This is a genomic window from Thermus brevis (assembly GCF_026427635.1).
Taxonomy (GTDB): Bacteria; Deinococcota; Deinococci; order Deinococcales; family Thermaceae; genus Thermus; species Thermus antranikianii.
Map to the genome: position 1 here is coordinate 1,925,635 of NZ_CP102606.1, position 23,125 is coordinate 1,948,759.

Below are 23,125 nucleotides of genomic sequence, written 5' to 3' on the forward strand. Positions count from 1 at the left end.
AAGGCGTTTAGGAGGGAAGCATGCTGAAGCTCCTCAGGGTCGTCTACTTCGCCACCGGCCTGGCCGTGCTGGTGGTGGAAGACCTCATGGACGGGGTCCCGGGTATCCAGAAGAAGGCCGAGGCCATCGGCCGGGTCAAGGACGTGGTGATGGCCATCCTCGGCTTCTGGCCCGCCTGGATCCCCGACAGCGTCCTGGGCTGGGTCATTGACACCGTGGTGGGCATCTTCAACCGGGACGGCACCTTTCGCAAGGGTGAGGGCGCTCAAGGCGCCGCCGTCCCCGCCGGGGCCTAGCTGGCCCCTCTCCCCGGAGACGGCCAGGCTGGAGAACCGGGCGTTCTGGGGGGTGGCGCTGAGGAGGCCCTATGCCGAGTTTGACCGGCTTCCCCAAGAATACCGATACCTCCACCCCGACCTTTTCCGGCACGCTGCGCGCCGCCTTGGCCGAGGCGCCTAGCCGCATCCCCCTCCACCCCTTCGGGGAGTTCGTGGGAAACGGCACCGTCTTCCTCTACGACGAGGAGAGCCTCCAGGCGGCCCTGCAGGACCTCAGCGCGCGGGGCGTGCCCTGGGTCCTGGACTTCCACCACCAGACGGTGCGGGTGGAGGAGGGCCAGGGCCAGGAGGCCCCGGCGGCGGGCTTCATCACCGGGCTGGAGGTGGGGGAAGACGGCTTCGTCTACGGCCTCGTGGAGTGGTCGGAGACGGGCAGAGAGAGGGTGAGCCGGGGGGAGTACGCCTACGTGAGCCCCGTCTTCTACTACGACCCCCGGCCCGACGAGCTGGGCAGGCACCGGGTGCTGGGCTACCACTCCTTCGCCCTCACCAACAACCCCGGCATCCGGTTCCAAAAGCGCATAGAAGCGGAGGCGGACATGCTGGAGAAGCTCAGGCAGGCGCTTAGGCTGCCGCCCACGGCCACCGAGGAGGAGGCCTTCCAGGCCCTGGAGAAGGTCCTGGAGGAGGCCCGGGTGGGCCGGGTGGTCCTGGAGGTGGGCCTGGGCGCGGAGGACGAGGTGGAGCTTAAAGCAAGGCTCCTACGGCTCCTCGCGGCCCAGGACGCCTTGGCGGAGCTGGAGAGGACCCGGGCGGAGCTGGAGGCCCTCCGGGCCGAGACCCGAGAGGAGAAGGCCCAGGCCCTGGTGCGGGCCGCCCTGGAGGAGGGGCGCATCCTGCCCCACCAGCGGGAGTTCTGGCTGGCCCAGGCCCGGGCCGACCTCGAGGCCGCCCGCAAGGCCCTGGAGGGGATGCCCCGGCTGGTTCCCACGGGGCTTCCCAAGCCGAAGGAGCCGAAGGAGCCCCTGGAGAGCAACGACCTCCTTCGCAGGTACGCCCAGATCTTCCGGGTCTCCGAGGAGGCCCTGAAGCGGTTCGGAGGTGAGTGAGGATGTTTGACACCGAGCGCTGGGCGGAGGAGTACCTCCTTTCCCTGCCGGTGAAGGCGAACGCCGTCATCCGGCAGGGGGCCCTGGTCATGGTGGACGCGGGCTACGCCCGGGAGGCGGCGGCCGCCGCCGGGCTCATCGCCCTCGGGGTGGCCCAGGAGACCGTGGACAACACCGGGGGCGCCGACGGGGAGAAGCGGGTCCTGGTGCGCCGCGGCGTCTTCCGGCTGGAAAACGACCCCGCCGACCCCGTGGGCCCCACGGAGCTCGGGAAGGACGTGTACGCCACCGGGCCCAACACCGTGGGCAAGACGGGCACGGGCCGCTCCAAGGCGGGCCGGGCCCTCCGGGTGGAGGGGAACTACGTCTGGGTGGAGGTGTGGTAGATGATCCTGAACCGCGATCAGCTCAACGCCCTCAGCAGGACGCTGAAGGCCCTGGTCTTTCAGACCAAGGATGGGTACACCCCCATCTGGCCCAAGATCGCCCTGGAGGTCCAGTCCAACACCCGGGCCAACTACTACGCCTGGCTGGAGAACATGCCCGCCATGCGCCTCTGGGAGGGGGAGCGGCAGATCCAGAACCTGACCGCCGAGACCTTCCCCATCGTCAACGCGGACTGGGAGGCCACCTTCGCCGTGTCCCGCACCGACGTGGAGGACGACCAGATGGACCTCGTCCGCATCACCGCCCTCCAGTACGCCCGGAGGTGGGCGGAGCACGACGACTTCCTCATCGCCGACCTCCTCCGCAAGGGGTTCCAGCAGAAAGGCTACGACGGCCGCCCCTTCTTCGGCTCCCACACGGTGGGGAAGAAGACCTTCCAGAACGGGTCCAACGCCCCCCTGACCCGCGACGCCTTCAGGCAGGCCCTGAGCCAGATGAGGAAGCTCACCGACGCCCGCGGCTACCCCCTGGGCTTCTTCCTGCAGAAGCCCGTCTACCTGGTGGTGGGGCCCGGGCTGGAGAGCACCGCCTACGAGATCGTGGGGGTGCCCACCCTGTCCACGGGCGGGGCCAACCCCGACTACGGGAAGGCGGAGATCCTGGTGAGCCCCTGGCTCGTGGAGGAGTACGAGACCTACTGGTTCCTGGTGGACGGGAGCCAGGCCATCCGCCCCTTCGTCCTCCAGCGGCGGAGCTCGCCAGAGTGGGTGGCCAAGGACGACCCCGACACCTCCGACGAGGTGTTCAAGAAGAACGTCTTCATCTACGGGGTGTACGAGCGCAAGGCCGCGGGCTACCTCTTCTGGCAGCTGGCCTACGGCTCCACCGGCACCGGCGTCTGATGATCACCCTCGAGGACCTCCGCCACGCCCTCCCCCTGGACACCCTCCTCTACCTGGTGGACGAGGAGGGGGCGGGGGTCCTCACCCCGGAGGGGGAGGCCCGGGCCCAGGCCGCCCTAAGGGAGGCCTGGGGCGAGGTGGAGAGCTACCTCGCCCAGCGCTACGCCCTCCCCCTTCCCGCCCTGCCCGAGGTCCTGCGGGCCAAGGCGCTGGACATCGCCATATACCGGCTCGCCCTCAGGCGGGGCATCCGGCCCGGCACCGCCGACGAGGTCCTCCTCCAGCGGTACCGGGACGCCGTGGCCTTCCTCAAGGACGTGGCCCTGGGCAAGGCCAGCCTTCCCCTTCCCCCCGCCTCCGCCCCGGCCGTGCCCAAGGGCGGGCCCACCATCCGCGGTAAGCGCACCTTCAGCCGGGAGAACATGGAGGACTTCTGATGGGCGTCCGGCTTAAGGGGGACTGGCAGGACCTCCACCGGCACCTCCACCGCCTTTCCGGGGGCGTCCCCGAGGCGGTGAAGCGGGCGGTGGCCGAGGGCATCCACGCCCGCACCCAGCGCCGCTTTGAGGAGAGCCGGGGGCCGGACGGCAGGCCCTGGCCGCCCCTCTCCCCGGCCACGCTGGAGAAGGAGGTGAGGCCCAGGGACCGGCTCAAGCGGGGCGGGATCTCCGCCGCCGCCCAGCGGCGCGTGGCCCTGCGGAAGCCCCTCGTCCGCACGGGGCGGCTCAAGGCCTCTATCGGCTGGAAGGTCTCGGGCAACGCCATCGCCGTGGGCACCAACCTGGTCTACGCCGCCATCCACCAGTTCGGGGGGAAGGCGGGCCGGGGGAGGAAGGTGCGCGTCCCCGCCCGGCCCTTCCTGGGCCTCACCGAGGAGGACCGGAAGGAGGCCGAGGCCCTCCTCCTGGAGTGGCTTTCCCGGAGATGACCGCCCCCGTGATCGCCTACCTCACCGAGGCCTGCGTCCACGCCGGGCTGCCCCGGACCCGGGTCCTCGTGCGCCGAAGCCGCGAGGAGGCCTACCGGGCGGTGCCCGCCGCCCTCCTCGCCCTCACCTCGGGAAGCCTGCGGCGGGACGGGAGCCGGGTGCAGGCGGGGCCCGAGCGCACCACCCGGACCCTGTATCGCGGGCTCGTGCGGGCCCGCCTGGAGCTTTATGCCCGCAGCCAGGAGGAGCTGGACCGCCTCCTGGTGGGGGTGCTCCTCTATCTCTGGCACACCCCCCTGGAAGCCGGGGGGTCCTATCAAGCCAAGCTGGACGATATCGCGCTTTCCTATCAGGACGAAGAGGGCTTCCTCCTCCCCGAAAACGGGCTCGCCCTGGAGATCCCCGTGGAGGTCTCCCTCCTGGAGGGGGTGGACTGGGTGCCCGTGGCGGTGGAGGTGGAAGGGCTCATGGAGGAGGTGTGACGTGGCCGAGGAAGCGAAGGAAACGAAGAAGGAGCCCCAGCCCGACCCCACCGTGGAGGAGCTCGCCGAGCTCCTCAAGGTGGAGCCCTGGGCCCTGGCGGGCCTCCGGGTGCGGATGGGCTGGGCCGTGGGGACCCGGGTCTCCCGGGCCCAGTTTGAGCGGGCCCTGAGGGAGTTCCTCCAGGGGCCCACCGCCAAGGAGTAGGAGGTGAAAAATGGCTAGACTCCCCGGCGTCTATCCCGAGATCCAGGACGGGGGCCTGGGCATCGTGGCCCCCAGCGGGGACGGCCAGCGGGTGGTGGTCGGGGTCTCCTCCAAGGGGCCCGTGAACCAGGTGGTGGGCCTCTCCGACCTCTCCCAGGTGCCCACCCTCCTCGGCACCGGCCCCCTGGCCCGGGCCGTGGCCGACCAGCTGGCCTACGGAGGCGGCCAGGTCTACGCGGTGCGCGCCCAGGCCGACATCGCGGGGAGCGTGGCCGCCGACAGCGCGAACCCCGCCTCCCCCGCCGTGAGCGTGAGCGGGAGCCCCCTGGACGCCTACGAGCTCGTGGTGCGGATCGTCCGGGGCGGGGCCGTGGGCACCGCCACCTTCACCTACAGCCTGGACGGCGGGGACACCGTGAGCCCCGAGATCGTCACCGCCGCCAGCTACGACCTCCCCGGCACCGGGCTTAACCTGGCCTTCGGCACCGGCACCTACACCGCGGGGGCGGTCTACCGCTTCCGGGCCACCGCCCCCAAGGCCAGCGTCTCCAGCGTCCAGGCCGCCGTGCGGGAGGCCCTCAACGCCCCCATCCTCTACGAGTACATCCAGGTGGCCCAGCCCACCGACGCCGCCATGTGGGCCGCCCTGGACGCCCTGGCCACGGAGGCGGAAAACCAGTTCCGCTACATCTTCTTCCTCACCGAGACCGCCCCGCCGGGCGATGACGTGGACGCCTGGGTCAACGCCAGGCTCGCGGAGAAGGCGGGCTTCACCTCCAAGCGGGTCATGATCGTGGCCGCCTGGGGAGAGGTGGTGGACACCCTCACCGGGAGGCTGGAGGTCCAGAGCCTGGCCGCCCGGGTGGGAGCCCGCATCTCCAAGAACCGGGTCCACGTCTCCCCCGCCTGGGTCCAGCTCGGGCCCTTGCCCGGCGTGGTGGCCGTGGCCCCCTTCGTGGAGACGGGCTACGGCAAGAAGAGCCTCTTCAACAACGCCCACGCCCTGGCCCTGGACACCGCGGGCTTCACCACCGTCTATAAGCTCATCGGGCGGGACGGGGTCTACCTGGTGGACGGCCGCATGGCGGCGCCGCCCACCAGCGACTACCTCATCGTCCAGAACCGCAGGGTGATGGACAAGGCGGTCACCCAGGTCCGCCAGGCCCTCCTGGACTTCGTGCAGTGGCACGTGGACCCCACGGACCTGAACGCCTCCCTGGCCAGCCTCATCGCCCGGGCCAACACCCCCCTCCGGGTCATGCAGTCCCTGGGGGAGATCGCCCGGGGCCGGGTGGTGGTGCCCCCGGGCCAGGACATCCTGGCCTCCCGCACCCTCCTCCTGCAGGTGCGGGTCGTCCCCCTGGGCTACCTCCGGGAGATCATCCTGGACATCGGCTTTGAGAACCCCTTCCTGGCCCAGGCCAAGGCGTGAGGAGGTGAAGCATGCCCATCAACGGCCGCTACTATGACTGGGAGCACATCAGCATCCAGGTGAAGGGCGTGCCCCTGGCCGACGTCCTCTCCATTGACTACGAGGACTCGGAGAAGGTCAACGCCATCTTCGGCAAGGGGCGCACCCCCAGGGGCTACACCAAGGGCAACTGGGAGGGCTCGGGCAAGCTCACCCTCCTGCGGGAGGAGTACGACCGCCTCCGGGCCGCCGCCCCTGAGGGGAACATTTTCAAGCTGGAGCCCTTTGACATCGTGGTCTCCTACGACAAGGGCAGCAGCACGGTCACCGACACCCTCAAGGACTGCCTCTTCACCAAGCGCTCCTTCGGCGGCGTGGAGCAGGACACCGAGAAGGTCACGGTGGAGCTGGAGTTCACCGTCCTGGGCGGCGTGGAGCACAGCTAGGGGGTGAGGGGTGGAGAAGAAGCCCTTCTACGCCTTTGAGCACGGGGGCCAGCGGTTCGCCTTCAAGCGCCCCACCGTGGACCAGATCAACCGCCTCACCGCCCGCATCTCCCGGGCCCCGGTGAGCGCCGCCATTGAGTTCACCGCCGAGCTCGCCGAGGAGCCCGAGGCCTGGAAGGCCCTCCTGGAGGAGAAGCCCGGCCTCGCCCTCCAGGCGGCGAACGGCATCCTGGAGCTTTTGGGTTTCCCGACCGCCTGAGGAGCCTGGATGCCGACCTCCCGCCCATCGCCCAGCTCCAGGCCCTCATCCGCCACTGGCTCCACCGCGAGCCCCCGGAGGACTTTGAGGCCTTCCTAGAGCTCGCCCGCCAGGCCGTCTGGCTGGAAAAGCGCTACCTCCAAGCCAAGGCCCCCGGGTAAAGGCCCGGGGGCCGGGGCTTTGGGAGCCTCGAGCCTCAGGCCAGGGCCCCCTCGAGGGCCGGGGCGAAGCCCTCTACCACACCCGCCGCCTTTTGTCCAGGACACGAGGGGGGGGAACTCGTGTCCAGTTTTGTGAGAGTGCCATGAGAGGCACGGCCTACCTCTCCCCCCGCCTCCAGGACCTCCTCCGCGAAGGCTCCCGCGTCCCAGGGCCCGCCCCTCACAGCCCCCTCCCCGCCCGCTTGCGGGCCTCGGGCTTGGGGCCCCTCGAGGGCCGGGGCGAAGCCCTCTACCACACCCGCCGCCTTTTGTCCAGGACACGAAGGGGGGGAACCCGTGTCCAGTTTTGTGAGAGCGGAAGGGGTAGACCTGGGCCCCCTCAAGGGTGGAAGGGCTGGCAAGAGGTGAAAAGCTTGGGTCATCATTGTACGGGTTTATATGAGTTTTGGATTAGCATATTGGTAGAACATCTTTAGTTTTGCCACTAGACAGCGTCACGGTGTCTAGTCTTATGCAACCTATGAATAACCACGGACTGGACGCATCTTTCCTCACGGTGTCCACGGTGTCTACGGTGTCTAGTCCACCCCCCAAAAAGGGCCACGGTGTCTAGGCTAGACACCGTCAACTTGCATAAACGCCCTTTTCGCCCTCCAGGAGCCCGCTCTTGCCTCTCATCAACATTGCGCCCGCTATTGTAAAGCTAACGGCCCTTTTCCCTCACCAGAAGGCCACTTCTTCCACTTTCCTGGAGCATGACTGACTCTGCGGTCAAGCATAACTCAACTCAGTTTATACTTTTATCGGTCAGTAGCTCCTGCACGCAAAAACAAGGGGTTCACCTCGTACTTTCCCGCTCCCCATCGGCATGACCGCCCATTACTGTCCAAAAGCATGACGCACCCCCCCTCGCCGGGTGCCGCCGCTTTTCGCCACCTCGCCGCCGCCTTTTTTCGCGTCCTGCACCGCATTCCGCCGCCTTTTGCCGCCTTTTGCCGGGTCTTAAACCAACTAACTCAAAGCATGCTCGCTTACACCGAAAACAGAACCCGGCTTACGCCCTGTCCTGGGGCTCCCCAAGCTTCGGCTTGGGGTTTTTCTTTGCATCCGGGGTGGGAACTGAGTGGGATGTAGGTGGGAGGTAGTGGAAAACTGTGGGGAGTCCGTGCTATACTCCTGGGCAAGAACTCCTCTGCGGGTAAGGCTCCAAACCGGACGCCCAAGCCCAGCCAGCCCCAGAGGGTGGGACCAGGTGGGAAATGCCCTTCGGCGAGTACCAGTACAGCCTGGACGACAAGGGGCGGGTTGTGATCCCCGGCCCCTTCCGGGATTTCCTCGAGGACGGCCTGGTGCTCACCCGCGGAATGGAGGGCTGCCTCTATGTCTTTCCCTCGGACCGCTGGCGCAAGATTGAGGAGCAGCTGGTCAACCTCCCCCTCACCGACGCCCAGGCCCGGGCTTTCGTGCGCTTCTTCTACTCCGGGGCCCACAAAACCCGCATGGACAACGCCTCTCGGGTCCTGATTCCCCCACCCCTCCGCCAGTTCGCAGGTCTTCAGGAAGGTGGGGAGGTGGTGATCGCCGGTGCCCCGGGACGGCTGGAGATCTGGAGCCAGGAACGCTGGTGGAAGACCATTGAGGAGATCATGCAAAACCCCCCGGCCCCCGAGGCCCTCAAGGGGCTTATCGGATAGGAGACTATGAACGCCATTACCGAGCACATTCCCGTTCTTTACGAAGAAGTTCTAAACCTCCTGCAAGTCCGCCCGGGGCAGGTGTACGTGGACGCTACCTTAGGGGGGGCTGGGCACACCAAGGGCATCTTGGAACGCGGAGGCCTGGTCATCGGCCTGGACCAGGACCCCGAGGCCGTGGCCCGGGCAAGGGCCCTGGGGCTCCCTGGGCTCAGGGTTTTTCAGCGGAACTTCCGCCATCTAAAGGAGGTCCTCCAGGAGGCAGGGGTTAGCCAGGTGGCGGGCATCCTGGCGGATCTAGGGGTGAGCAGCTTCCACCTGGAGGACCCCAAGCGGGGCTTCAGCTACCAGAGGGAAGGCCCCCTGGACATGCGCATGGGGGAGGAGGGCCCCACCGCCTACGAGGTGGTGAACACCCTTCCCTTGGAAGACCTCCGGCGGATCCTGCGGGACCTGGGGGAGGAGAAGCAGGCCCACCGCATCGCCAAGGCCATCGTGGAGAGAAGGCGGAAAGCCCCCATCCGCACCACTTTGGAGCTGGCCGAGGTGGTGCGACAGGCGGTGGGCTTCCGGAAGGCGGGACACCCGGCCCGTAAAACCTTCCAGGCCATCCGGATGTACGTGAACGACGAGCTGGGTGCCCTGGAGGAGTTCCTCAGGCAAGCCGAGGAGGTTTTGGCCCCTGGAGGGAGGCTTCTGGTCATCACCTTCCACTCCCTGGAAGACCGGGTGGTGAAGCGTTTCCTGAAGGAAAGCAGCCTCAAGGTACTCACCAAAAAGCCCATCACCCCAAGCCCAGAGGAGGTGGCGAAGAACCCCAGGTCCCGTAGCGCCAAGCTCAGGGCGGCGGAGAAGGAGGTGGCCTGATGCACCGCCAGGGAAGCCTGGGCACAACCCTTCGCTTCGGCCTCCTCTACCTCTTAGCCCTTCTCTTGGTCTTCGCCGTGGGCCACCGCAACCAAATGGAGAAGGCGCACCTGGCCAAGATGGAAGAGGAGCTCGCCAGGTTAAAAGCCCGGGAGGAAGCCTTGCTCAAGGAAAGGTGGCAGGCCACCGAGCCCCACCGGGTGCTTTCCTGGGCCAAGGAAAAGGGGTTCGTGCCCATGAGCCTAGGGAGGTGGGCGGAGTGACCGTAGGGGTAAGCCGGGTCTCCTGGGTTTTTCTGGGGTTCGCCCTCTGGGTGGTCCTCTTCGGTTTGGGCCTTTACAGCCTGATCGCCCGCCCTCCAAGGCTCTCCGCTCCCTTGCCTCCCGCCGCTCCCCCTCGAGGCACCCTGTATGCCCAGGATGGCACCCCCTTGGCCCTGGACCTCGAGGAAGGGCGCTACTACCCCCTGGGAAAAAGCGCCAGCCAGCTCCTGGGCTTCGGGGAACGGGGCACGGGGAAGGGGCTTGAGGGGCTGGAGCGGGATTTGAACGGGGCCCTGGAGGCGGGCCGCTCCTTCACCCTCACCCTGGACCCCTGGATCCAAGCCCTGGCGGAGAAGGCCCTCTGGGAGGGCCTGGCGCGAAGCCGGGGAGCCTTTGGCACCCTGCTGGTCATGGACCGGGAAGGCAACCTCAGGGCCGTGGCCAACGGGCCAGCCTTTGATCCCCTAGCCCCCAGGGGGGATCCCAACCGGGACATCTCCTGGCGGAACCACGCCTTTCTCGTACCCCTGGAGCCCGGCTCCACCATGAAGGCCCTCACCGCCGCCATGCTCCTGGAGGAAGGAGCAGCCAGCCTCACCACCCGCGTGGAAGCCCCCATGCAACGGGTGGTGGATGAATGGACCATCAAGGATGCTGTTCCCCACCCTCCTGTCCTCACCTTGGCCGAGGTGCTTCGCTATTCCTCTAACGTGGGCATCAGCCTGCTGGCCGAGGCGATGCCCAAGCAGGTGTTTTACCGTTATATGGAACGACTACACCTCACCGACCCCACCCTCCTGCCCGGGGTAAGGGTGGCTAGCCCAATCGTTACCCCTCCCCGTACCTGGAGCCCCGCCGCCTACGCCAACCACACCTTCGGCCAGGGCTTCCTCATTACCCCCCTTCACCTCACCGCTGCCTTCAACGCCCTGGTGGACGGCCTCTACCGCCCACCCAGGCTCTTCATCCAGCAGGAAGGTCAGGCGGAGCGGGTCTTCTCCCCAGCCACCGCCAGGGCCATCCGCCAAGCCCTGCAGGAAGGCCTTGCTCCCCGTGCCTCCCTGGCAGGGTACCCCTTGGCGGGCAAGACCGGAACCGCCCAGGTGGTGGTAAACGGAAGGTATTCCCAGGAGGTCTTCACCGCTTGGTTTGCCGGCTTCGTGCCCGGGGATGAACCCCTCTACACCGTGGTGGTGGCCGTCCACTATCCCAAAGGAGAGATCCACGGTAGCCTGGTGGCCGCCCCCATCTTCCGGGAGGTGGCCGCCGGGCTCTTGGCGTACCGGGGCGTACCCCCCTATGCTGAAGGGCGGTGAGTGGCTTGTGTATCTTCATCATGTTAGGGAAGTAACGCCGGAGTGGGTGGCCAGGGCCACCGGGGGAAGGCTTCACCCTGGGGGAAAACCCGTGCGCGACCTCCACTGGGATAGCCGCGAGACCACCCCCGGCAGTCTCTTCGTGGCCTTGCCCGGGAAACGGGCCCACGGACGGGAGTACGTGGACGAAGCCCGGGCCAAAGGGGCCCACCTGGTCCTCTCCGACCGTCCGGGACCCGCCACGGTGGAGGTGGCGGACACCCACCAAGCCCTTCTCCGCCTGGGAAGGGCCTTGCGGGAGCTCTTTCCTGGCCAAGTGGTGGCGGTGGGAGGCAGCTCGGGTAAAACCACCACTAAGGAAGCCCTGGCCCAAGGCCTGGGGTTCCCCGCTCCTCCGGGCAACCAGAACACGGCTCCGCCTCTCGCCCGCTTTCTCCTGAGGCTGGATCCCCAGGCCCCGGGCTGCGTGGTGGAGCTCGGGGTGGATCGGGTGGGCGAGATGGCCGAGCTCATGGGCCTGGCCAGGCCGCACCTTGCGGTGCTCACCGCCTTGGGAGAGGAACACCTGGAAGCCTTCGGCAGCCTCGAGGGAGTGGTGGAGGAAGAAGCAGGCCTGCTGTCCGCCCCCCAGGCCCTGGTGAGCCTCCAGGCGGCCGAGGTCCTGGAGCGCTTTGGCCTGGGCCGGGGCTTCCCCACTTACGGCTTTGGCGAGGCCACCTTCCGGGGAGAGGACCTGAGGCTTCTCCTTCACGAAACCCGCTTCCGCTACGGGGCCCTCGAGGTCCATATCCCCTACCCCGGCATGGGCCCGGCCCTGGCCGCCTTGGCCGCCTTGGGGGTGGCGGAGATGCTGGGCCTGGATCCCAAGGAAGTGGCGGAGAGGCTAGCCCACCTGGTGCTTCCCCCGGGGCGGATGGAGCGGCGGGAAAAGGATGGGGTGGTGTTCTTGAACGACGCGTACAACGCCAACCCCCTTTCGGTGAAAGCGGGCTTGGCCTGGCTGGCCCTGCAACCCGGCAGGAAGTGGGTGGTCCTGGGGGAGATGCGGGAACTGGGAGAGGAAGCCCTAAGGCTTCACCTGGAGGTGGCCAAGGAAGCAGCCCGGTTGGGCCTTAAGCCCCTGTACCTGGGCCCCTACGCCAAGGACCAGGCCTCCTTAGGCGGGGAAGCGGTGGAAGGCCTCGAGGAAGCCGTAGGTTGGCTCAAGGAACGGGTTCAGCCTGGTGACCTAGTCTACCTAAAGGCCTCGAGGAGCGTGGGCCTGGAAAGGATTCTGGAGCTATGGGACGCCTGAACGCCCTGCCCCTTCTCGCCCTCCTCGGCGCCTGTGCCCCCCTCCAGGCCACCACCCCTGTGCTTCCTTACCCGGGCGGCTTTGCCGAGGGAGGATGGGTGACGGGCCGCTTCTCCGTGGCCCTGCCAGGACCTCCCCTCTTGCTGGATGCTGACCAGCAAAGCCTCTATGCCGCCTATCCGTACCAGCTTCTCATCTACCGGGATGGCCATTGGCAAAGCCTTCCCCTGCCAGGCATCCCGCGATTTCTTAGGGCCTCTTCAGGGAAAGTGGTGGTGGGGCTAGGAGAAGGCATGTACACGGAGGAAGGATTTCTCCCCTACCCCGCCCAGGACGCCGCCTGGGGCCAAGAAGGGCTCTTCTGGGTAGGAGAAAAGGGGCTTTACCAGGAAACCACCCTTCTCCGCCCGGGGGCTTTCTCCCAGGTGGTGGCTTCGGACACCGGGGCGGTGGCCCTGGGCCAGGAAGCCTACTTCTACCCGGAAGGCCTCCTCCTTCCCCTGCCCCAGGTTGTCCGCAAAGCCCAGGCCGGGGCCTGCGGGGTGGTAGCCCTCATGGAGGGCTGGGTCTACTTGGTGCGGCCCGAGGGAGCCAAACCGGTGGCGGAGGCCCAGGACTTTGCCGCCTGGGGAGAAACCCTCTACCTCACCCCGGGCAGGCGGGTGGTTTCCTGCAAGGAGGTGGTATGGCCCTAGCCCTTCTCCTCTCCTGGCTCCTCACCGCAGTCTGGATCGTGTTCATGAGAAGCCTGGGCCTGGGCAAAAAGGTGCGTACCGACGGACCCCAAAGCCACCTGGTCAAACAGGGTACCCCCAGCATGGGGGGTGTGGCCTTCCTCCTGGCGGGCTTTCTGGCCTACAGCCTGATAGGGCGGGACGGGTTCGCCGGCCTTTGGCTCCTGGGCCTGGGCTTCGCCCTCCTGGGGCTTTTGGACGATCTGGGGGGAAGCCTCGCCCGGCCCCTAAGGGCCCGCGAGAAACTCGCCCTGCAGACCCTCATGGCCCTGATCTTTGCCCTTTGGGCAGTGCGGCAGGTGGCCTACACTCCCTGGCCCCTCGCGGATGTGCTCCTTATCCTCCTGGCGGTGGTGGGCGCGGCCAATGCCTTCAACTTCACGGATGGCCTGGATGGGCTTTTAGCCAGCATCGCCGCCGTGCTCCTCCTTCCCTTTTACCCTTACCCCTTCGCCCAAACCCTCCTAGGCGCCCTCCTGGGATTCCTCTGGCACAACGCCCCCCGGGCCAAGGTCTTCATGGGGGACACGGGAAGCCAGGCCCTGGGGGCCATGCTGGCCGGGCTTTTCACCCTTACGGGAAAGCTTTGGCTTCTGCCCTTGGCAGGCATCATCCCTGTACTGGAGGTGCTCTCCGTGGTGGTTCAGGTCCTCTACTTCCGGAGGACGGGGAAGCGCCTTCTGCGCATGAGCCCCCTACACCACCACCTGGAGCTTTCCGGATGGGAGGAAAGCAAGATCGTCTTCCGCTTCACCGTCCTCACCGCCTTGGCCACGGCCTTGGCCTTCAGCCTGGGGGGAGGAGCATGATCCTGGTCTATGGGCTGGGACGAAGCGGGCTTGGAGTGCTGCGCTTCTTGAGGAAGCGGGAACTCCCCGCCCGCTTCTACGACGACCGTCCCAAGGAAATAGAGGTGCAGGAGGCTTTGAGCCTGGGCTTTACTCCGGACTGGAACCTGGAGGGGGACTACCCGGAGGTGGTGGCCGCCCCCGGGGTACCCCTCTCCCACCCCCATCTCGAGGCCCTGAAGGCCCGCGGGGCCCTGATCCTTGGGGAAGCGGAGCTGGCCTACCGTCTCTCCCCCACCCCCATCATCGGCATCACCGGCACCGCCGGCAAAACCTCCACCACCCTCTTCACCGCCCATCTCCTTAGGGGGCAGGGGCTTAAGGCCCTCGAGGGGGGCAACGTGGATCCCCCCTTGGTAAGCGTGGTGGACGAGGCTGAGGTGGCGGTGGCCGAGCTTTCCAGCTTCCAGCTGGAAAGGATCCACGCCTTCCGCCCCCGGGTAGCAATTCTCCTCAACCTTGGGGTGGACCACCTGGACCGGCACGGAAGCGTGGAGGCCTACCACCAGGCCAAGTTGAACCTTCTCAAGAACCTCACCCCCGAGGACGCCCTGGTCTACAACGAAGGGGACCCCAAGGTGCGGCAAGCGGCCCTGGCCTCCCCCGTCCGGCTCTACCCCTTTACCCCGGGGAACTCCCCCAGGGAAACCAACCTGAGGGCGGCCCTCGAGGCGACCCGGGCCTACCTGGAACTCCTGGGCCGCCCCTTGAACACCGATCTTCTTCAAGAAAGCTTAAAAACCCTCCCCTCCCCTCCCCATCGCTTCCAGATCTTTGCCCGGAAGGGGGAGGTGGTTTTCATCGATGATTCCATCGCCACCCGCACTCCCTCGGTGGCCGCTGCCCTGGAGGCTGCCCCGGCGCCCATCGCCTGGATCCTGGGTGGGGAGGACAAGGGAGCCGACCTCGAGCCCCTACGCCCCCTCCTTTCCCGGGTGCGGGTGGTTTTGGCCATCGGCCGGGATGGCCCCAAGATGGCCGAGGCCTTAGGGGATGGGGTGGAGGTGGTGGTCCTCCCCCAGACCGATGGACGGGCCGCCCTACGGCAAGCGGTGGCCGAGGCCTTAAAGCGCCTCGAACGGGGAAGCGTCCTCCTGGCACCCCTGGCCGCCAGCTTCGATCAGTTCAGGGACTACCAGGACCGCGCCCAGGCCTTCCGGGAAGCGGTCTACGCCCTAGGAGGTGAGCCATGGATCCCATCCTCCTCTTAAGCGCCCTTCTCCTCATGGCCTTCGGCCTCCTGGGCGTGGGGGTGGCCGAGCCAACCCTCCTTCCCAACCATCTCCTTCGCATCAGCGTGGCGCTTGGGGCCATGATCCTGGGCCTTCTCCTGCCTCCCGCAAGGCTCCTTCGCCACGCCCGCTTCCTGCTTGCCGCCACCTTCGTTCTCCTCGTGGCGGTCCTCATGGTGGGAAGCGGCCCGGGAGGGGTGCGGCGGTGGTTTTACCTGGGGCCCTTAGCCTTCCAACCCTCGGAACTCGCCAAGGTGGTGCTGGTCTACTACCTGGCCTCCTTCGTGGGGCGGAAGGGAAACGACTACCCCATCGTGGGGGCCGCAGCCCTGGTGGGCCTCACCGCAGGGTTGGTGCTGGTGGAACCCGACTTCGCCACCGCCCTCTTCCTGGTAACCCTGGCCGGCCTCCTCTTCATCCTGGCGGGGGTACCCTGGCGGAGGCTCATCATGGTGAGCCTGGCAGGGACCATGGTCCTAGCCCCCTTTTCCGGGATCTACTTCGCCCGCTTCCGCTATGTGTCCGAGCGCTTTACGGGCTTTGTGGATTACCTTCAAGGTGAAGCCAGCCCCTCCCAGACCTCCTACCAGGTTCTCCAGGCCCAAAAGGCCTTGATCCTGGCCGGTCCCCTTGGCCAGGGTCCTTCGGGCAACCTGCCGCACCTGCCCGAGGCCCACAACGACATGGTCTTTGCCAGCGTGGTCTTCGCCACCGGCTGGCTGGGAGGGCTTATGGTGCTCTTGCTCTACCTCCTGATCTTCGCTCGGGGGCTCGCCTTGGCCCTCAGGCTCCCTGGACCCTTGGGGTTGGTGGCCCTGGGCCTTACCCTTTACCTCACCCTGCAGGCTGCCCTGAACATCGGAGTGACCGTGGGATTCCTGCCGGTCACGGGGGTACCTCTCCCCCTGGTTTCCTATGGAGGAAGCTCCCTTTTGGTTTCCGGCTTCGCCGTAGGCGCCCTGATGCGCCTGGCCCGGGAAGCGTCCAGGAAGGGGGTGGGGCCATGGTCCTCCTGACCGGGGGCGGAACCGGAGGGCACCTTTTCCCCGCCTTGGCGGTGGCGGAGGAGCTTAGGAAGCGGGGCCGGGAGGTCTTCTACCTGGGAAGCCAAGGGGGCCTCGAGGCCCGCCTCCTCCCCGAGACCTCCATTCCCCACGCCTTGATCCCCGCAGGTAAGCTGGACCGGAGTGCCTTCAAGCCAAGGGAGGCCCAGAAGTTCCTCCTAGGCCTCAGGGCCGCCTGGCGGTTTCTCGCCGAGAGAAGGCCCAGGGCCATCCTCTCCACGGGAGGGTACGCCGGGTTTCCCGGGGCCATGGTGGGGGAACTCAAGGGGATTCCCGTCCTCCTCCACGAGCAAAACGCCAAGCTGGGTCTGGCCATCAGGCTCCTCGTCCCCATGGCCCAGGGTCTCGCCCTCTCCGTGCCGGTAACCCTTTCCCCCGGGCTTGCCCGCAAGGCCCGGGTCACCGGTTACCCCGTGCGGGAGGTGCGCTACCCCAAGGCCGAGGCCAAGGCCAGGCTGGGCTTTCCCCCGGACAAGCCCTTGCTCCTCATTCTCGGGGGAAGCCAGGGCAGCCTGGAACTCAACGAGAAGCTCCCTCCCCTGCTCAAACCCCTGGGCCTCCCTGTCCTTCACCAGGTGGGGGAGCGCTGGCTGGAGCGCTACCGGCATCTGGAAGAAGAGGGCTACCGGGTTGCGGGGTTCGTGGACGCCCCCCTAGCCATGAGCGCCGCGGATCTCCTCCTTGCCCGGGCCGGGGCGGGCACCCTGGCGGAGGCCGCCTACCACTGCCTGCCCGCCTTGCTGTTTCCCCTTTCCCCCAGCCTGGACGGAGGTGCCCAGGCGGCCAACGCCCAAGCCTACCGGCAGGCAGGTGGGGCGGAGCTTGGGGATCTGGCGAGGCTCGCAAAGCAGGTGGAAGGGATCCTGGCCCACCCCGAGCCCTACCGGGAGGGTATGGCCGGCCTTTCCCCTGAGGGCGCCGCGGGCAGGCTGGCGGATTGGCTGGAGGAATTCCTATGACACGGGTACACATCATGGGCCTCGAGGGAGTGGGCATGAGCGCCTTGGCCCGCCTCCTGCTGGGCGAAGGAATAGAGGTAACCGGGTGCGACCTAGCCCCTGGCCGGCGGGCGGAAAGCCTGGGGGTCCCGGTCCATAGGGGCCATGATCCCGCCCACCTCCAGGAGGGGGACACCCTGGTGGTTCCCACCCCCATCCCCCTGGACCACCCCGAGGTGGAGGAAGCCAGGCGCAAGGGGATGCGGGTGCTGAGGAGGATGGAGCTTCTTGCCCATCTGCTAAGGCAAAGACCCTCCTTGGGGGTTACCGGTACCCACGGCAAGACCACCACCACCGGGATGCTGGCCAGCATCCTCCTGGCCGCGGGCCTGGACCCCTGGGTGCTCCTCGGGGGCGAGCTTTTCCTCCTACCTGGAAACGCCCGCTTCGGCCTCGGCCCCCGCTTGGCGGAGGTGGACGAGTCCGATCCCCTCTTCCAGGAGGTGGAGGTGGCGGTGGCGGTGGCCACCAACCTCGATGCGGACCACATTGCTCCTGCCGGGCAAAGGGCCCCCAACTACCACGCGAGCCTGGAGGAGTTGGAGGAAGCCATGCGGGGCTTTTTGAGCAGGGCCAAGACGGTGGTGGTGCCCACCTTCGACCCCAGGCTTCTAAGGCTTTCCCAGGGACTCCCCAGGAAGCTTTTCGGGGAGGGAGGGGATCTTTGGGCCGAGGAAACCGAGCTTGGACCCACGGGAAGCCGTTTCCAGCTCGTGTACCAAAGCCGGACCCTGGGGGAGGCTAGGCTCCAGGTCCCTGGCGCTCACAACGTGCAAAACGCCCTGGCTGCCGCCTTGGCCGCCCTAAGCTTCGGGGTGGAACCTAAGGTCATCCTCGAGGGCCTGGCCCGTTTCCCGGGGGTGGGGCGCCGGTTCCAAAAAATCGGGGAAGTGCGGGGTGCGTGGGTGGTGGACGATTACGCCCACCACCCCACGGAGGTGAAGGCCACCCTGGCCACCGCCAAGCTCCTGGGCCGCCGGGTTCGGGTGCTCTTCCAGCCCCACCGCCTCCTCCGTACCCAGGAGCTTTGGGAAGGCTTTGCCGAGGCCCTATCCTCCGCACACGAGGTGGTGGTTCTTCCCGTGTACACCGCGGGGGAGAAGGCGGGCATCTCCCCCGAAGCCCTTTCCCGAAGGATCGCCGAAAGGCTTCTGGCCCTGGGGAAATCCGCCCGTTTTCTGGACAAGGAGGAGGCCTTGGCCTACGCCAGGGCCACCGCCACCCCAGAGGACCTCTGGCTCACCCTGGGGGCCGGGGACGTGACGGAGCTCGCCTGGAGGCTCGTCCATGAGGGTTGAGCGGGTGCTTCTCAAGGACTACACCACCTTAGGGGTGGGAGGCCCGGCGGAGCTTTGGACCGTGGAAACCCAGGAGGACCTCCTTAAGGCCACGGAGGCTCCTTACCGGGTCCTGGGAAACGGCTCCAACCTTCTGGTAATGGACGAGGGGGTGCCCGAAAGGGTGATCCGCCTTGCAGGGGAGTTCGCCACCTATGACCTCAAGGGCTGGGTGGGAGCGGGGGTCCTCCTTCCCCTCTTGGTACAGGAGGCAGCCCGCCAAGGGCTTTCCGGCCTCGAGGGCCTCCTCGGCATCCCCGCCCAGGTGGGAGGGGCGGTCAAGATGAATGCGGGCACCCGGTTCGGGGAGATGGCGGATGCCCTCGAGGCGGTGGAGATCTTCCACGAGGGCCGTTTTCACGTCTACCTCCCCCAGGAACTGGGCTTCGGCTACCGCCAAAGCCGCCTTCCCCCCGGGGGCATCGTGACCCGGGTCCGCCTGAAGCTGAAAGAACGCCCCCTGGAGGAGATAAGGCGGCGCATGGCCGAGGTGGACGCCGCCAGGAAGGGCCAGCCCAAGCGGAAAAGCGCCGGGTGCGCCTTCAAAAACCCCCCGGGCCACTCCGCAGGAAGGCTCATAGACGAACGGGGCCTCAAGGGCCTCAGGGTGGGCGACGCTATGGTATCCCTAGAACATGGAAACTTTATCGTTAACCTGGGGAAAGCCACGGCTAAGGATGTGGTGGAACTCCTAAAGCGGATCCAGGAAGAACTGCCCCTGGAGCTGGAGTGGGAGGTGTGGCCTTGAGGTTTGGTGGCTTTTTCACAGGAGGAGATTAAGATGTGGGGGATGAGGCTTTTGCTGGCCTTGCTCCTCGCCGCCACCTTATATGTGGCCAGCCTGGTGCTCTTCCCCGTGGAACACATCGTGGTGATAGGCAACCAGCATCTGAAAACCGAGGAGATCCTCGCCCGCACCCAGCTCTATGCGGGCGAGCCCTGGCTTTGGATCCGCTCCGACCGCCTCCAAGGCCTTCGGCGGGATCCCTGGGTGGCGGAAGCCCGGCTGGAGAAGCCTCGGATAGGAGAGGTTCGCCTGATCCTGAGGGAACGGGAACCCTTCCTCCCCCTGGCGGACGGCAACGCCTTGGCCACCGACGGGACCGTGCTTCCAGGAGGGGCCCCCATGGCCAAGGGCCCCCGGGTGGAGGGCCAAGGTCCCCTGCCGGTCCAAGACCTCCTGGCCTTAGCCCGCGCCTACCCCGAGGCTACCCGGCTTCGCTACACGCCCGCCGGGTTCTGGGTGGAAACACCCCAGGGCGTGGCCTTTGCCCCGGAAGCCCAGCTTCTAGTAAAGTATGCCCAGGCGGGCGTACCAAAGGGCAGGGTTTACCTGTATTCTTGGGGGGTGAGTGTAAGCCCATGATTATCGCTGGATTGGACGTCGGCACCAGCAAGGTCACCACCGTGATCGGGGAACTGGCCCCCGATGGCGTGCTGGATATCATCGGCGAGGGCAGCGTGCCCTCCCAGGGCTTGAAGCGGGGCGTGGTGGTCAACCTGGAGCGCACCACGGAGGCCATCCGCCAAAGCGTCCACCAGGCGGAGAGGGTGGCCGGGGTGAAGGTGGAGCGGGTCATCCTGGGGGTAGGAGGACCCCATCTCAAGAGCGTGACCAGCCATGGCCTGGCCGCCATCCGCCGGGGCCAGAGCATCAGCGCCGCCGACGTGGAGCGGGCCATCGAGCAGGCCAAGGCCTACCCCTTTGATGCCGACCTGGAGCTCCTGCACGCCCTGCCTCTGGAGTTCAAGGTGGACGGCCAGGAGGGCATCCGCGATCCCGTGGGCATGGCGGGAGTGCGCCTCGAGGTGGATGTGCACTTGGTGGCCGCCGGCCGGGGACCCTTGGCCAACCTGCGCCGGGCAGTGGGGGAAGCGGGCCTGGAGATCGAGGCCCTGGTGGCCCAACCCCTGGCTAGCGGTCTCGGCGTGCTGTCCCCCGAGGAGGAACACATGACCGTGCTCCTCTTGGACGTGGGTGGAGGCACCACCGAGGTGGCGGTCTTCCGGGAAGGCCGTCTGGCCCACTCCTCCGTCCTGCCCCTGGGTGGGGATCACGTGACCCAGGACATCGCCCAGCTCCTCAAGATCCCCTTCGAGGAGGCGGAAAGGGTGAAGCGCAAGTACGGGGCAGCCTTGCCGGAGCTGGCGGATCCCGAGCTGGTTCTGGAGATCAACCAGGAAGGAGGGTCCTTGGGCGAGGTGCCTGCCCCCGAGCTCGCCCGCATCATCCGCCCCCGCTTGCGGGAGATCCTGCACCTGGCCCGCCAGTCGGTGGACGAGGCCCTAGGACCCTTGGAGATCAAGGTCAATCGGGTCATCCTTACTGGGGGAAGCGCCCTTCTTAAGGGCTTTGACCTCCTGGCAAGGCAGCAGTACAGCCTTCCCGTGCGGGTGGGTAAGCCCCATGGGGTTTCCGGGCTCACCGACGTGGTGGCCACCCCCGCCCACGCCACCGCCGTGGGCTTGGTCCGGTACGCCACCACTTTGCCCCTCACCGCACCCGAGCCCCGGAGGGCCAGGGAAAGGAGGGAACGGCGTGAGGAAAAGACTAAGGGTGAGGGTCTTTGGGCGCGGATCAAGGAGATTCTGAATAACCTGTTCTAGTTCTGGTCTATTTGGGGAGAGGAGGCAGAGATGGAGGGAGCGGTTATCAAGGTCATCGGTCTCGGGGGAGCGGGGAACAACGCAGTGAACCGCATGATTGAGGCGGGCCTCGTGGGGGTGGAGTTCATCGCCGCCAACACCGACGCCCAGGTGCTGGCCAAGAGCCTGGCCGACCAGCGCATCCAGCTTGGGGAGAAGCTCACCCGGGGCCTTGGGGCCGGGGCCAACCCCGAGATCGGGGAGAAGGCGGCCTTCGAGGCCGAGGACCTCATCGCCGAAGCCTTGGACGGGGCCGACTTGGTCTTTATCACCGCCGGCATGGGGGGCGGCACCGGAACGGGAAGCGCCCCGGTGGTGGCGGATATCGCCAAGCGGCTTGGAGCCCTCACGGTGGCCGTGGTGACCCGCCCCTTCAGCTTCGAAGGCCCGAAACGCCTCAAGGCGGCGGAAGAGGGTATCAAGCGCCTTAAGGAGCGGGTGGACGCCATGGTGGTGGTGCAAAACGACCGCCTCCTCTCTGCCGTGGACAAGAAGGTAAGCCTCAAGGATGCCTTCCTCATCGCCGACCGGGTCCTCTACCACGGGGTCAAGGGCATCACCGACGTCATCAATCTTCCGGGCCTCATCAACGTGGACTTCGCCGACGTGAAAACCCTTTTGGAGGGAGCAGGCCAGGTGCTCATGGGCATCGGGGCGGGACGGGGCGAAAACCGGGTGGAGGAAGCCGCCAAGACTGCCACCCACAGCCCCCTCCTGGAACGCTCCATTGAGGGAGCCAAGCGGCTTCTCCTCAACGTGGTGGGCTCCGAGGACCTCTCCCTTATGGAGGCGGCGGAGGTGGTGGAGCAGGTGCGGGAGGCCACGGGCAACGAGGATGTGGACATCCTTTACGGGGTCACCTATGACGACCGGGCCCAGGACGAGCTCAGGGTGATCCTCATCGCCGCAGGCTTCGGGGAAAGCACCGTGGTGCCCAAGCCGCTTAGGCCCGTGGACTTCCCGACCCACGCCGATCCCTATAACTTCGACATCCCCGCCTTTATCCGCTACGGGGATGCGGACTACCCCCCTAGAAAGGGAAACTAGGAACCTCGAGGCATGGTGGTTTTGGGCATAGACCCCGGCATCACCCACCTGGGGCTGGGGGTGGTGGAGGTGGAGCCCAAGGGTACTCTAAAAGCCCGTCTCCTCCACGGGGAGGTGGTGAGGACCTCCCACAAGGAACCCGCCCAGGAACGGGTGGGGCGGATCCACGCCCGGGTAAAGGAGACCCTCGCCCGCTTCCACCCCGAGGCCCTGGCGGTGGAGGAGCAGTACTTCTACCGGCAGAACGAGCTGGCCTACAAGGTGGGCTGGGCCCTGGGGGCGGTGCTGGTGGCGGCCTTTGAGGCCGGGGTTCCCGTTTACGCCTACGGCCCCATGCAGGTGAAGCAGGCCCTGGCCGGGCACGGGCACGCCGGTAAGGAAGAGGTGGCCTTGATGGTCCGGGGCATCCTGGGTTTGAAGGAGGCTCCAAAGCCCAGCCACCTGGCCGATGCCCTGGCCATCGCCTTGACCCACGCCTTTTACGCCCGCCTAGGAGCGGAGAAGCCCTTGTAGACCTCTCCCAGGGACGAAGGCCCACGCCCTCCGGTTAGAGGGCCGGGCTGGGCGAAGCATGCCCCACGCACCCCAGGGGCCGTCACCGGATGCCAAGCCCTTGCCCGCGGGGCTAGTATCTTCCTTCCCGCAGCAGGGACGGGAGCGTTCTCCTCTTGCATGGCCGAAGTCCACCCCACCCGGTGGATTTGCGGACATTCCCCACGGGACATCCCTCCCCTAATACCCGTGATACAGTCGGCATAGTGGGTAGGAGGTGAACGGTGATACCCGCCTTCAGAAGCGCCCAAACCCAAACCCAGTGGGCCCTGGAGTTCATCCGCCTGGTCATGCTTCTTCTGTGCTTGGTGGGGTGGGTGATGTATCCGGTGGAGCTCCTCCTCCTGGACCACTGGACAGAAAGCTGGCAGAGTAAGATCCCCTTCTTTGTGGCCATCCCAGGGTTCATTTTCACCTTGTGGGTGCTCTTCGACCGGAAAACACCCTGGGCGAGGTGGGCCTTCATCCTCACCATGTGGGCTTCGGTGTTCACCGGGCTAATTGGGGCCTACTTCCACTTGCTTTGGAACTTTGAGGGGGAGGTGGCCTGGGAGTTTGAGGCTGCCATGGAGGCCATGGCGGGAAGCCGCCCCGTCTTGGCGGCCCTGGCCTTTACCCACATAGGGGTAACCGGGCTTCTGGCCATCTACCGGGCCAGGTAGGAG

Annotated in this window: 28 protein-coding genes; all 28 read left to right on the plus strand. The window is 66.9% G+C overall.

Going from position 1 to position 23,125, the window contains the following annotated elements:
• Positions 1–20 precede the first annotated feature (20 nt).
• The 28 genes from KQ693_RS10415 (at position 21) to KQ693_RS10550 (ending at position 23,122) form a co-directional block, all read left to right on the plus strand.
• Positions 21–296: a hypothetical protein gene (locus tag KQ693_RS10415; protein WP_267261207.1), complete on the plus strand. Its 276-nt coding sequence runs from the start codon at positions 21–23 to the stop codon at positions 294–296.
• Positions 297–367: 71 nt separating this feature from the next.
• Positions 368–1,387 (plus strand): phage protease, encoded by a 1,020-nt coding sequence (locus KQ693_RS10420; protein ID WP_267261208.1) that lies wholly within the window; start codon positions 368–370, stop codon positions 1,385–1,387.
• A 2-nt stretch (positions 1,388–1,389) separates the two neighbouring features.
• Positions 1,390–1,773 (plus strand): capsid cement protein, encoded by a 384-nt coding sequence (locus tag KQ693_RS10425; protein ID WP_267261209.1) that lies wholly within the window; start codon positions 1,390–1,392, stop codon positions 1,771–1,773.
• Entirely contained in the window at positions 1,774–2,676 is a 903-nt protein-coding gene (locus KQ693_RS10430) for a Mu-like prophage major head subunit gpT family protein (protein WP_267261210.1), read from the plus strand.
• The gene (locus KQ693_RS10435; RefSeq protein WP_267261211.1) at positions 2,676–3,113 is read left to right on the plus strand and encodes a gp436 family protein; all 438 of its coding nucleotides are present in this window, start codon (positions 2,676–2,678) and stop codon (positions 3,111–3,113) included. Before KQ693_RS10430 ends, KQ693_RS10435 begins: the two co-directional genes overlap by 1 nt.
• Positions 3,113–3,604 carry a phage virion morphogenesis protein gene (locus tag KQ693_RS10440; RefSeq protein ID WP_267261212.1) on the plus strand — a complete coding sequence of 164 codons (492 nt, stop codon included), beginning with the start codon at positions 3,113–3,115 and terminating at the stop codon, positions 3,602–3,604. Before KQ693_RS10435 ends, KQ693_RS10440 begins: the two co-directional genes overlap by 1 nt.
• A complete protein-coding gene (locus KQ693_RS10445) occupies positions 3,601–4,086 on the plus strand; it encodes a hypothetical protein (protein ID WP_267261213.1) in 486 nt (161 codons plus the stop codon). Before KQ693_RS10440 ends, KQ693_RS10445 begins: the two co-directional genes overlap by 4 nt.
• Before the next feature lies 1 nt (position 4,087).
• Positions 4,088–4,291 (plus strand): hypothetical protein, encoded by a 204-nt coding sequence (locus KQ693_RS10450; RefSeq protein WP_267261214.1) that lies wholly within the window; start codon positions 4,088–4,090, stop codon positions 4,289–4,291.
• A gap of 10 nt (positions 4,292–4,301) precedes the next feature.
• Positions 4,302–5,723 (plus strand): DUF2586 family protein, encoded by a 1,422-nt coding sequence (locus tag KQ693_RS10455; RefSeq protein WP_267261215.1) that lies wholly within the window; start codon positions 4,302–4,304, stop codon positions 5,721–5,723.
• Positions 5,724–5,734: 11 nt separating this feature from the next.
• Positions 5,735–6,148 (plus strand): hypothetical protein, encoded by a 414-nt coding sequence (locus KQ693_RS10460; RefSeq protein ID WP_267261216.1) that lies wholly within the window; start codon positions 5,735–5,737, stop codon positions 6,146–6,148.
• A 10-nt stretch (positions 6,149–6,158) separates the two neighbouring features.
• Entirely contained in the window at positions 6,159–6,407 is a 249-nt protein-coding gene (locus tag KQ693_RS10465; RefSeq protein WP_267261217.1) for a DUF6848 family protein, read from the plus strand.
• A 1,420-nt stretch (positions 6,408–7,827) separates the two neighbouring features.
• A complete protein-coding gene (mraZ, locus tag KQ693_RS10470; protein ID WP_038028266.1) occupies positions 7,828–8,262 on the plus strand; it encodes a division/cell wall cluster transcriptional repressor MraZ in 435 nt (144 codons plus the stop codon).
• Positions 8,263–8,268: 6 nt separating this feature from the next.
• Complete coding sequence (gene rsmH, locus KQ693_RS10475; protein WP_219759754.1) at positions 8,269–9,129, plus strand: 16S rRNA (cytosine(1402)-N(4))-methyltransferase RsmH; 861 nt, start codon at positions 8,269–8,271, stop codon at positions 9,127–9,129.
• Entirely contained in the window at positions 9,129–9,392 is a 264-nt protein-coding gene (locus KQ693_RS10480) for a hypothetical protein (RefSeq protein WP_267261218.1), read from the plus strand. The genes rsmH and KQ693_RS10480 overlap by 1 nt, the downstream gene beginning before the upstream one ends.
• On the plus strand, positions 9,389–10,708 hold the full coding sequence (locus tag KQ693_RS10485; RefSeq protein ID WP_267262379.1) for a peptidoglycan D,D-transpeptidase FtsI family protein: 1,320 nt from the start codon (positions 9,389–9,391) through the stop codon (positions 10,706–10,708). The genes KQ693_RS10480 and KQ693_RS10485 overlap by 4 nt, the downstream gene beginning before the upstream one ends.
• Positions 10,692–12,002: a UDP-N-acetylmuramoyl-tripeptide--D-alanyl-D-alanine ligase gene (locus tag KQ693_RS10490; RefSeq protein WP_267261219.1), complete on the plus strand. Its 1,311-nt coding sequence runs from the start codon at positions 10,692–10,694 to the stop codon at positions 12,000–12,002. Before KQ693_RS10485 ends, KQ693_RS10490 begins: the two co-directional genes overlap by 17 nt.
• Complete coding sequence (locus tag KQ693_RS10495; RefSeq protein WP_267261220.1) at positions 11,990–12,697, plus strand: hypothetical protein; 708 nt, start codon at positions 11,990–11,992, stop codon at positions 12,695–12,697. Before KQ693_RS10490 ends, KQ693_RS10495 begins: the two co-directional genes overlap by 13 nt.
• A complete protein-coding gene (locus tag KQ693_RS10500) occupies positions 12,688–13,545 on the plus strand; it encodes a phospho-N-acetylmuramoyl-pentapeptide-transferase (protein ID WP_267261221.1) in 858 nt (285 codons plus the stop codon). Before KQ693_RS10495 ends, KQ693_RS10500 begins: the two co-directional genes overlap by 10 nt.
• Positions 13,542–14,795: a Mur ligase family protein gene (locus KQ693_RS10505; RefSeq protein WP_267261222.1), complete on the plus strand. Its 1,254-nt coding sequence runs from the start codon at positions 13,542–13,544 to the stop codon at positions 14,793–14,795. The genes KQ693_RS10500 and KQ693_RS10505 overlap by 4 nt, the downstream gene beginning before the upstream one ends.
• Positions 14,774–15,832, plus strand: a complete 1,059-nt coding sequence (locus tag KQ693_RS10510) for an FtsW/RodA/SpoVE family cell cycle protein (RefSeq protein ID WP_267261223.1) — start codon at positions 14,774–14,776, stop codon at positions 15,830–15,832. Before KQ693_RS10505 ends, KQ693_RS10510 begins: the two co-directional genes overlap by 22 nt.
• Positions 15,820–16,839 (plus strand): UDP-N-acetylglucosamine--N-acetylmuramyl-(pentapeptide) pyrophosphoryl-undecaprenol N-acetylglucosamine transferase, encoded by a 1,020-nt coding sequence (locus KQ693_RS10515; protein WP_267261224.1) that lies wholly within the window; start codon positions 15,820–15,822, stop codon positions 16,837–16,839. The genes KQ693_RS10510 and KQ693_RS10515 overlap by 13 nt, the downstream gene beginning before the upstream one ends.
• The gene (gene murC, locus KQ693_RS10520; protein WP_267261225.1) at positions 16,836–18,176 is read left to right on the plus strand and encodes a UDP-N-acetylmuramate--L-alanine ligase; all 1,341 of its coding nucleotides are present in this window, start codon (positions 16,836–16,838) and stop codon (positions 18,174–18,176) included. The genes KQ693_RS10515 and murC overlap by 4 nt, the downstream gene beginning before the upstream one ends.
• Complete coding sequence (locus KQ693_RS10525) at positions 18,166–18,963, plus strand: UDP-N-acetylmuramate dehydrogenase (RefSeq protein ID WP_267261226.1); 798 nt, start codon at positions 18,166–18,168, stop codon at positions 18,961–18,963. Before murC ends, KQ693_RS10525 begins: the two co-directional genes overlap by 11 nt.
• A 33-nt stretch (positions 18,964–18,996) precedes the next feature.
• Positions 18,997–19,581: an FtsQ-type POTRA domain-containing protein gene (locus tag KQ693_RS10530; protein ID WP_219759744.1), complete on the plus strand. Its 585-nt coding sequence runs from the start codon at positions 18,997–18,999 to the stop codon at positions 19,579–19,581.
• Positions 19,578–20,822 (plus strand): cell division protein FtsA, encoded by a 1,245-nt coding sequence (gene ftsA / locus KQ693_RS10535; protein ID WP_219759743.1) that lies wholly within the window; start codon positions 19,578–19,580, stop codon positions 20,820–20,822. The genes KQ693_RS10530 and ftsA overlap by 4 nt, the downstream gene beginning before the upstream one ends.
• Before the next feature lie 30 nt (positions 20,823–20,852).
• Positions 20,853–21,908, plus strand: a complete 1,056-nt coding sequence (gene ftsZ / locus KQ693_RS10540; protein WP_267261227.1) for a cell division protein FtsZ — start codon at positions 20,853–20,855, stop codon at positions 21,906–21,908.
• A 12-nt stretch (positions 21,909–21,920) separates the two neighbouring features.
• Positions 21,921–22,421, plus strand: a complete 501-nt coding sequence (gene ruvC, locus KQ693_RS10545; RefSeq protein WP_267261228.1) for a crossover junction endodeoxyribonuclease RuvC — start codon at positions 21,921–21,923, stop codon at positions 22,419–22,421.
• A 263-nt stretch (positions 22,422–22,684) separates the two neighbouring features.
• Positions 22,685–23,122: a hypothetical protein gene (locus tag KQ693_RS10550; protein WP_267261229.1), complete on the plus strand. Its 438-nt coding sequence runs from the start codon at positions 22,685–22,687 to the stop codon at positions 23,120–23,122.
• Positions 23,123–23,125 lie beyond the last annotated feature (3 nt).

What these genes read in the sequence shown, in the direction of transcription:
- KQ693_RS10415 (WP_267261207.1), top strand. Translation starts at nt 21, where the DNA reads ATGCTGAAGCTCCTCAGGGTCGTCTACTTCGCCACCGGCCTGGCCGTG.
- KQ693_RS10420 (WP_267261208.1), top strand. Translation starts at nt 368, where the DNA reads ATGCCGAGTTTGACCGGCTTCCCCAAGAATACCGATACCTCCACCCCG.
- KQ693_RS10425 (WP_267261209.1), top strand. Translation starts at nt 1,390, where the DNA reads ATGTTTGACACCGAGCGCTGGGCGGAGGAGTACCTCCTTTCCCTGCCG.
- KQ693_RS10430 (WP_267261210.1), top strand. Translation starts at nt 1,774, where the DNA reads ATGATCCTGAACCGCGATCAGCTCAACGCCCTCAGCAGGACGCTGAAG.
- KQ693_RS10435 (WP_267261211.1), top strand. Translation starts at nt 2,676, where the DNA reads ATGATCACCCTCGAGGACCTCCGCCACGCCCTCCCCCTGGACACCCTC.
- KQ693_RS10440 (WP_267261212.1), top strand. Translation starts at nt 3,113, where the DNA reads ATGGGCGTCCGGCTTAAGGGGGACTGGCAGGACCTCCACCGGCACCTC.
- KQ693_RS10445 (WP_267261213.1), top strand. Translation starts at nt 3,601, where the DNA reads ATGACCGCCCCCGTGATCGCCTACCTCACCGAGGCCTGCGTCCACGCC.
- KQ693_RS10455 (WP_267261215.1), top strand. Translation starts at nt 4,302, where the DNA reads ATGGCTAGACTCCCCGGCGTCTATCCCGAGATCCAGGACGGGGGCCTG.
- KQ693_RS10460 (WP_267261216.1), top strand. Translation starts at nt 5,735, where the DNA reads ATGCCCATCAACGGCCGCTACTATGACTGGGAGCACATCAGCATCCAG.
- mraZ (WP_038028266.1), top strand. Translation starts at nt 7,828, where the DNA reads ATGCCCTTCGGCGAGTACCAGTACAGCCTGGACGACAAGGGGCGGGTT.
- rsmH (WP_219759754.1), top strand. Translation starts at nt 8,269, where the DNA reads ATGAACGCCATTACCGAGCACATTCCCGTTCTTTACGAAGAAGTTCTA.
- KQ693_RS10480 (WP_267261218.1), top strand. Translation starts at nt 9,129, where the DNA reads ATGCACCGCCAGGGAAGCCTGGGCACAACCCTTCGCTTCGGCCTCCTC.
- KQ693_RS10490 (WP_267261219.1), top strand. Translation starts at nt 10,692, where the DNA reads ATGCTGAAGGGCGGTGAGTGGCTTGTGTATCTTCATCATGTTAGGGAA.
- KQ693_RS10495 (WP_267261220.1), top strand. Translation starts at nt 11,990, where the DNA reads ATGGGACGCCTGAACGCCCTGCCCCTTCTCGCCCTCCTCGGCGCCTGT.
- KQ693_RS10500 (WP_267261221.1), top strand. Translation starts at nt 12,688, where the DNA reads ATGGCCCTAGCCCTTCTCCTCTCCTGGCTCCTCACCGCAGTCTGGATC.
- KQ693_RS10505 (WP_267261222.1), top strand. Translation starts at nt 13,542, where the DNA reads ATGATCCTGGTCTATGGGCTGGGACGAAGCGGGCTTGGAGTGCTGCGC.
- KQ693_RS10510 (WP_267261223.1), top strand. Translation starts at nt 14,774, where the DNA reads ATGGATCCCATCCTCCTCTTAAGCGCCCTTCTCCTCATGGCCTTCGGC.
- KQ693_RS10515 (WP_267261224.1), top strand. Translation starts at nt 15,820, where the DNA reads ATGGTCCTCCTGACCGGGGGCGGAACCGGAGGGCACCTTTTCCCCGCC.
- murC (WP_267261225.1), top strand. Translation starts at nt 16,836, where the DNA reads ATGACACGGGTACACATCATGGGCCTCGAGGGAGTGGGCATGAGCGCC.
- KQ693_RS10525 (WP_267261226.1), top strand. Translation starts at nt 18,166, where the DNA reads ATGAGGGTTGAGCGGGTGCTTCTCAAGGACTACACCACCTTAGGGGTG.
- KQ693_RS10530 (WP_219759744.1), top strand. Translation starts at nt 18,997, where the DNA reads ATGTGGGGGATGAGGCTTTTGCTGGCCTTGCTCCTCGCCGCCACCTTA.
- ftsA (WP_219759743.1), top strand. Translation starts at nt 19,578, where the DNA reads ATGATTATCGCTGGATTGGACGTCGGCACCAGCAAGGTCACCACCGTG.
- ftsZ (WP_267261227.1), top strand. Translation starts at nt 20,853, where the DNA reads ATGGAGGGAGCGGTTATCAAGGTCATCGGTCTCGGGGGAGCGGGGAAC.
- ruvC (WP_267261228.1), top strand. Translation starts at nt 21,921, where the DNA reads ATGGTGGTTTTGGGCATAGACCCCGGCATCACCCACCTGGGGCTGGGG.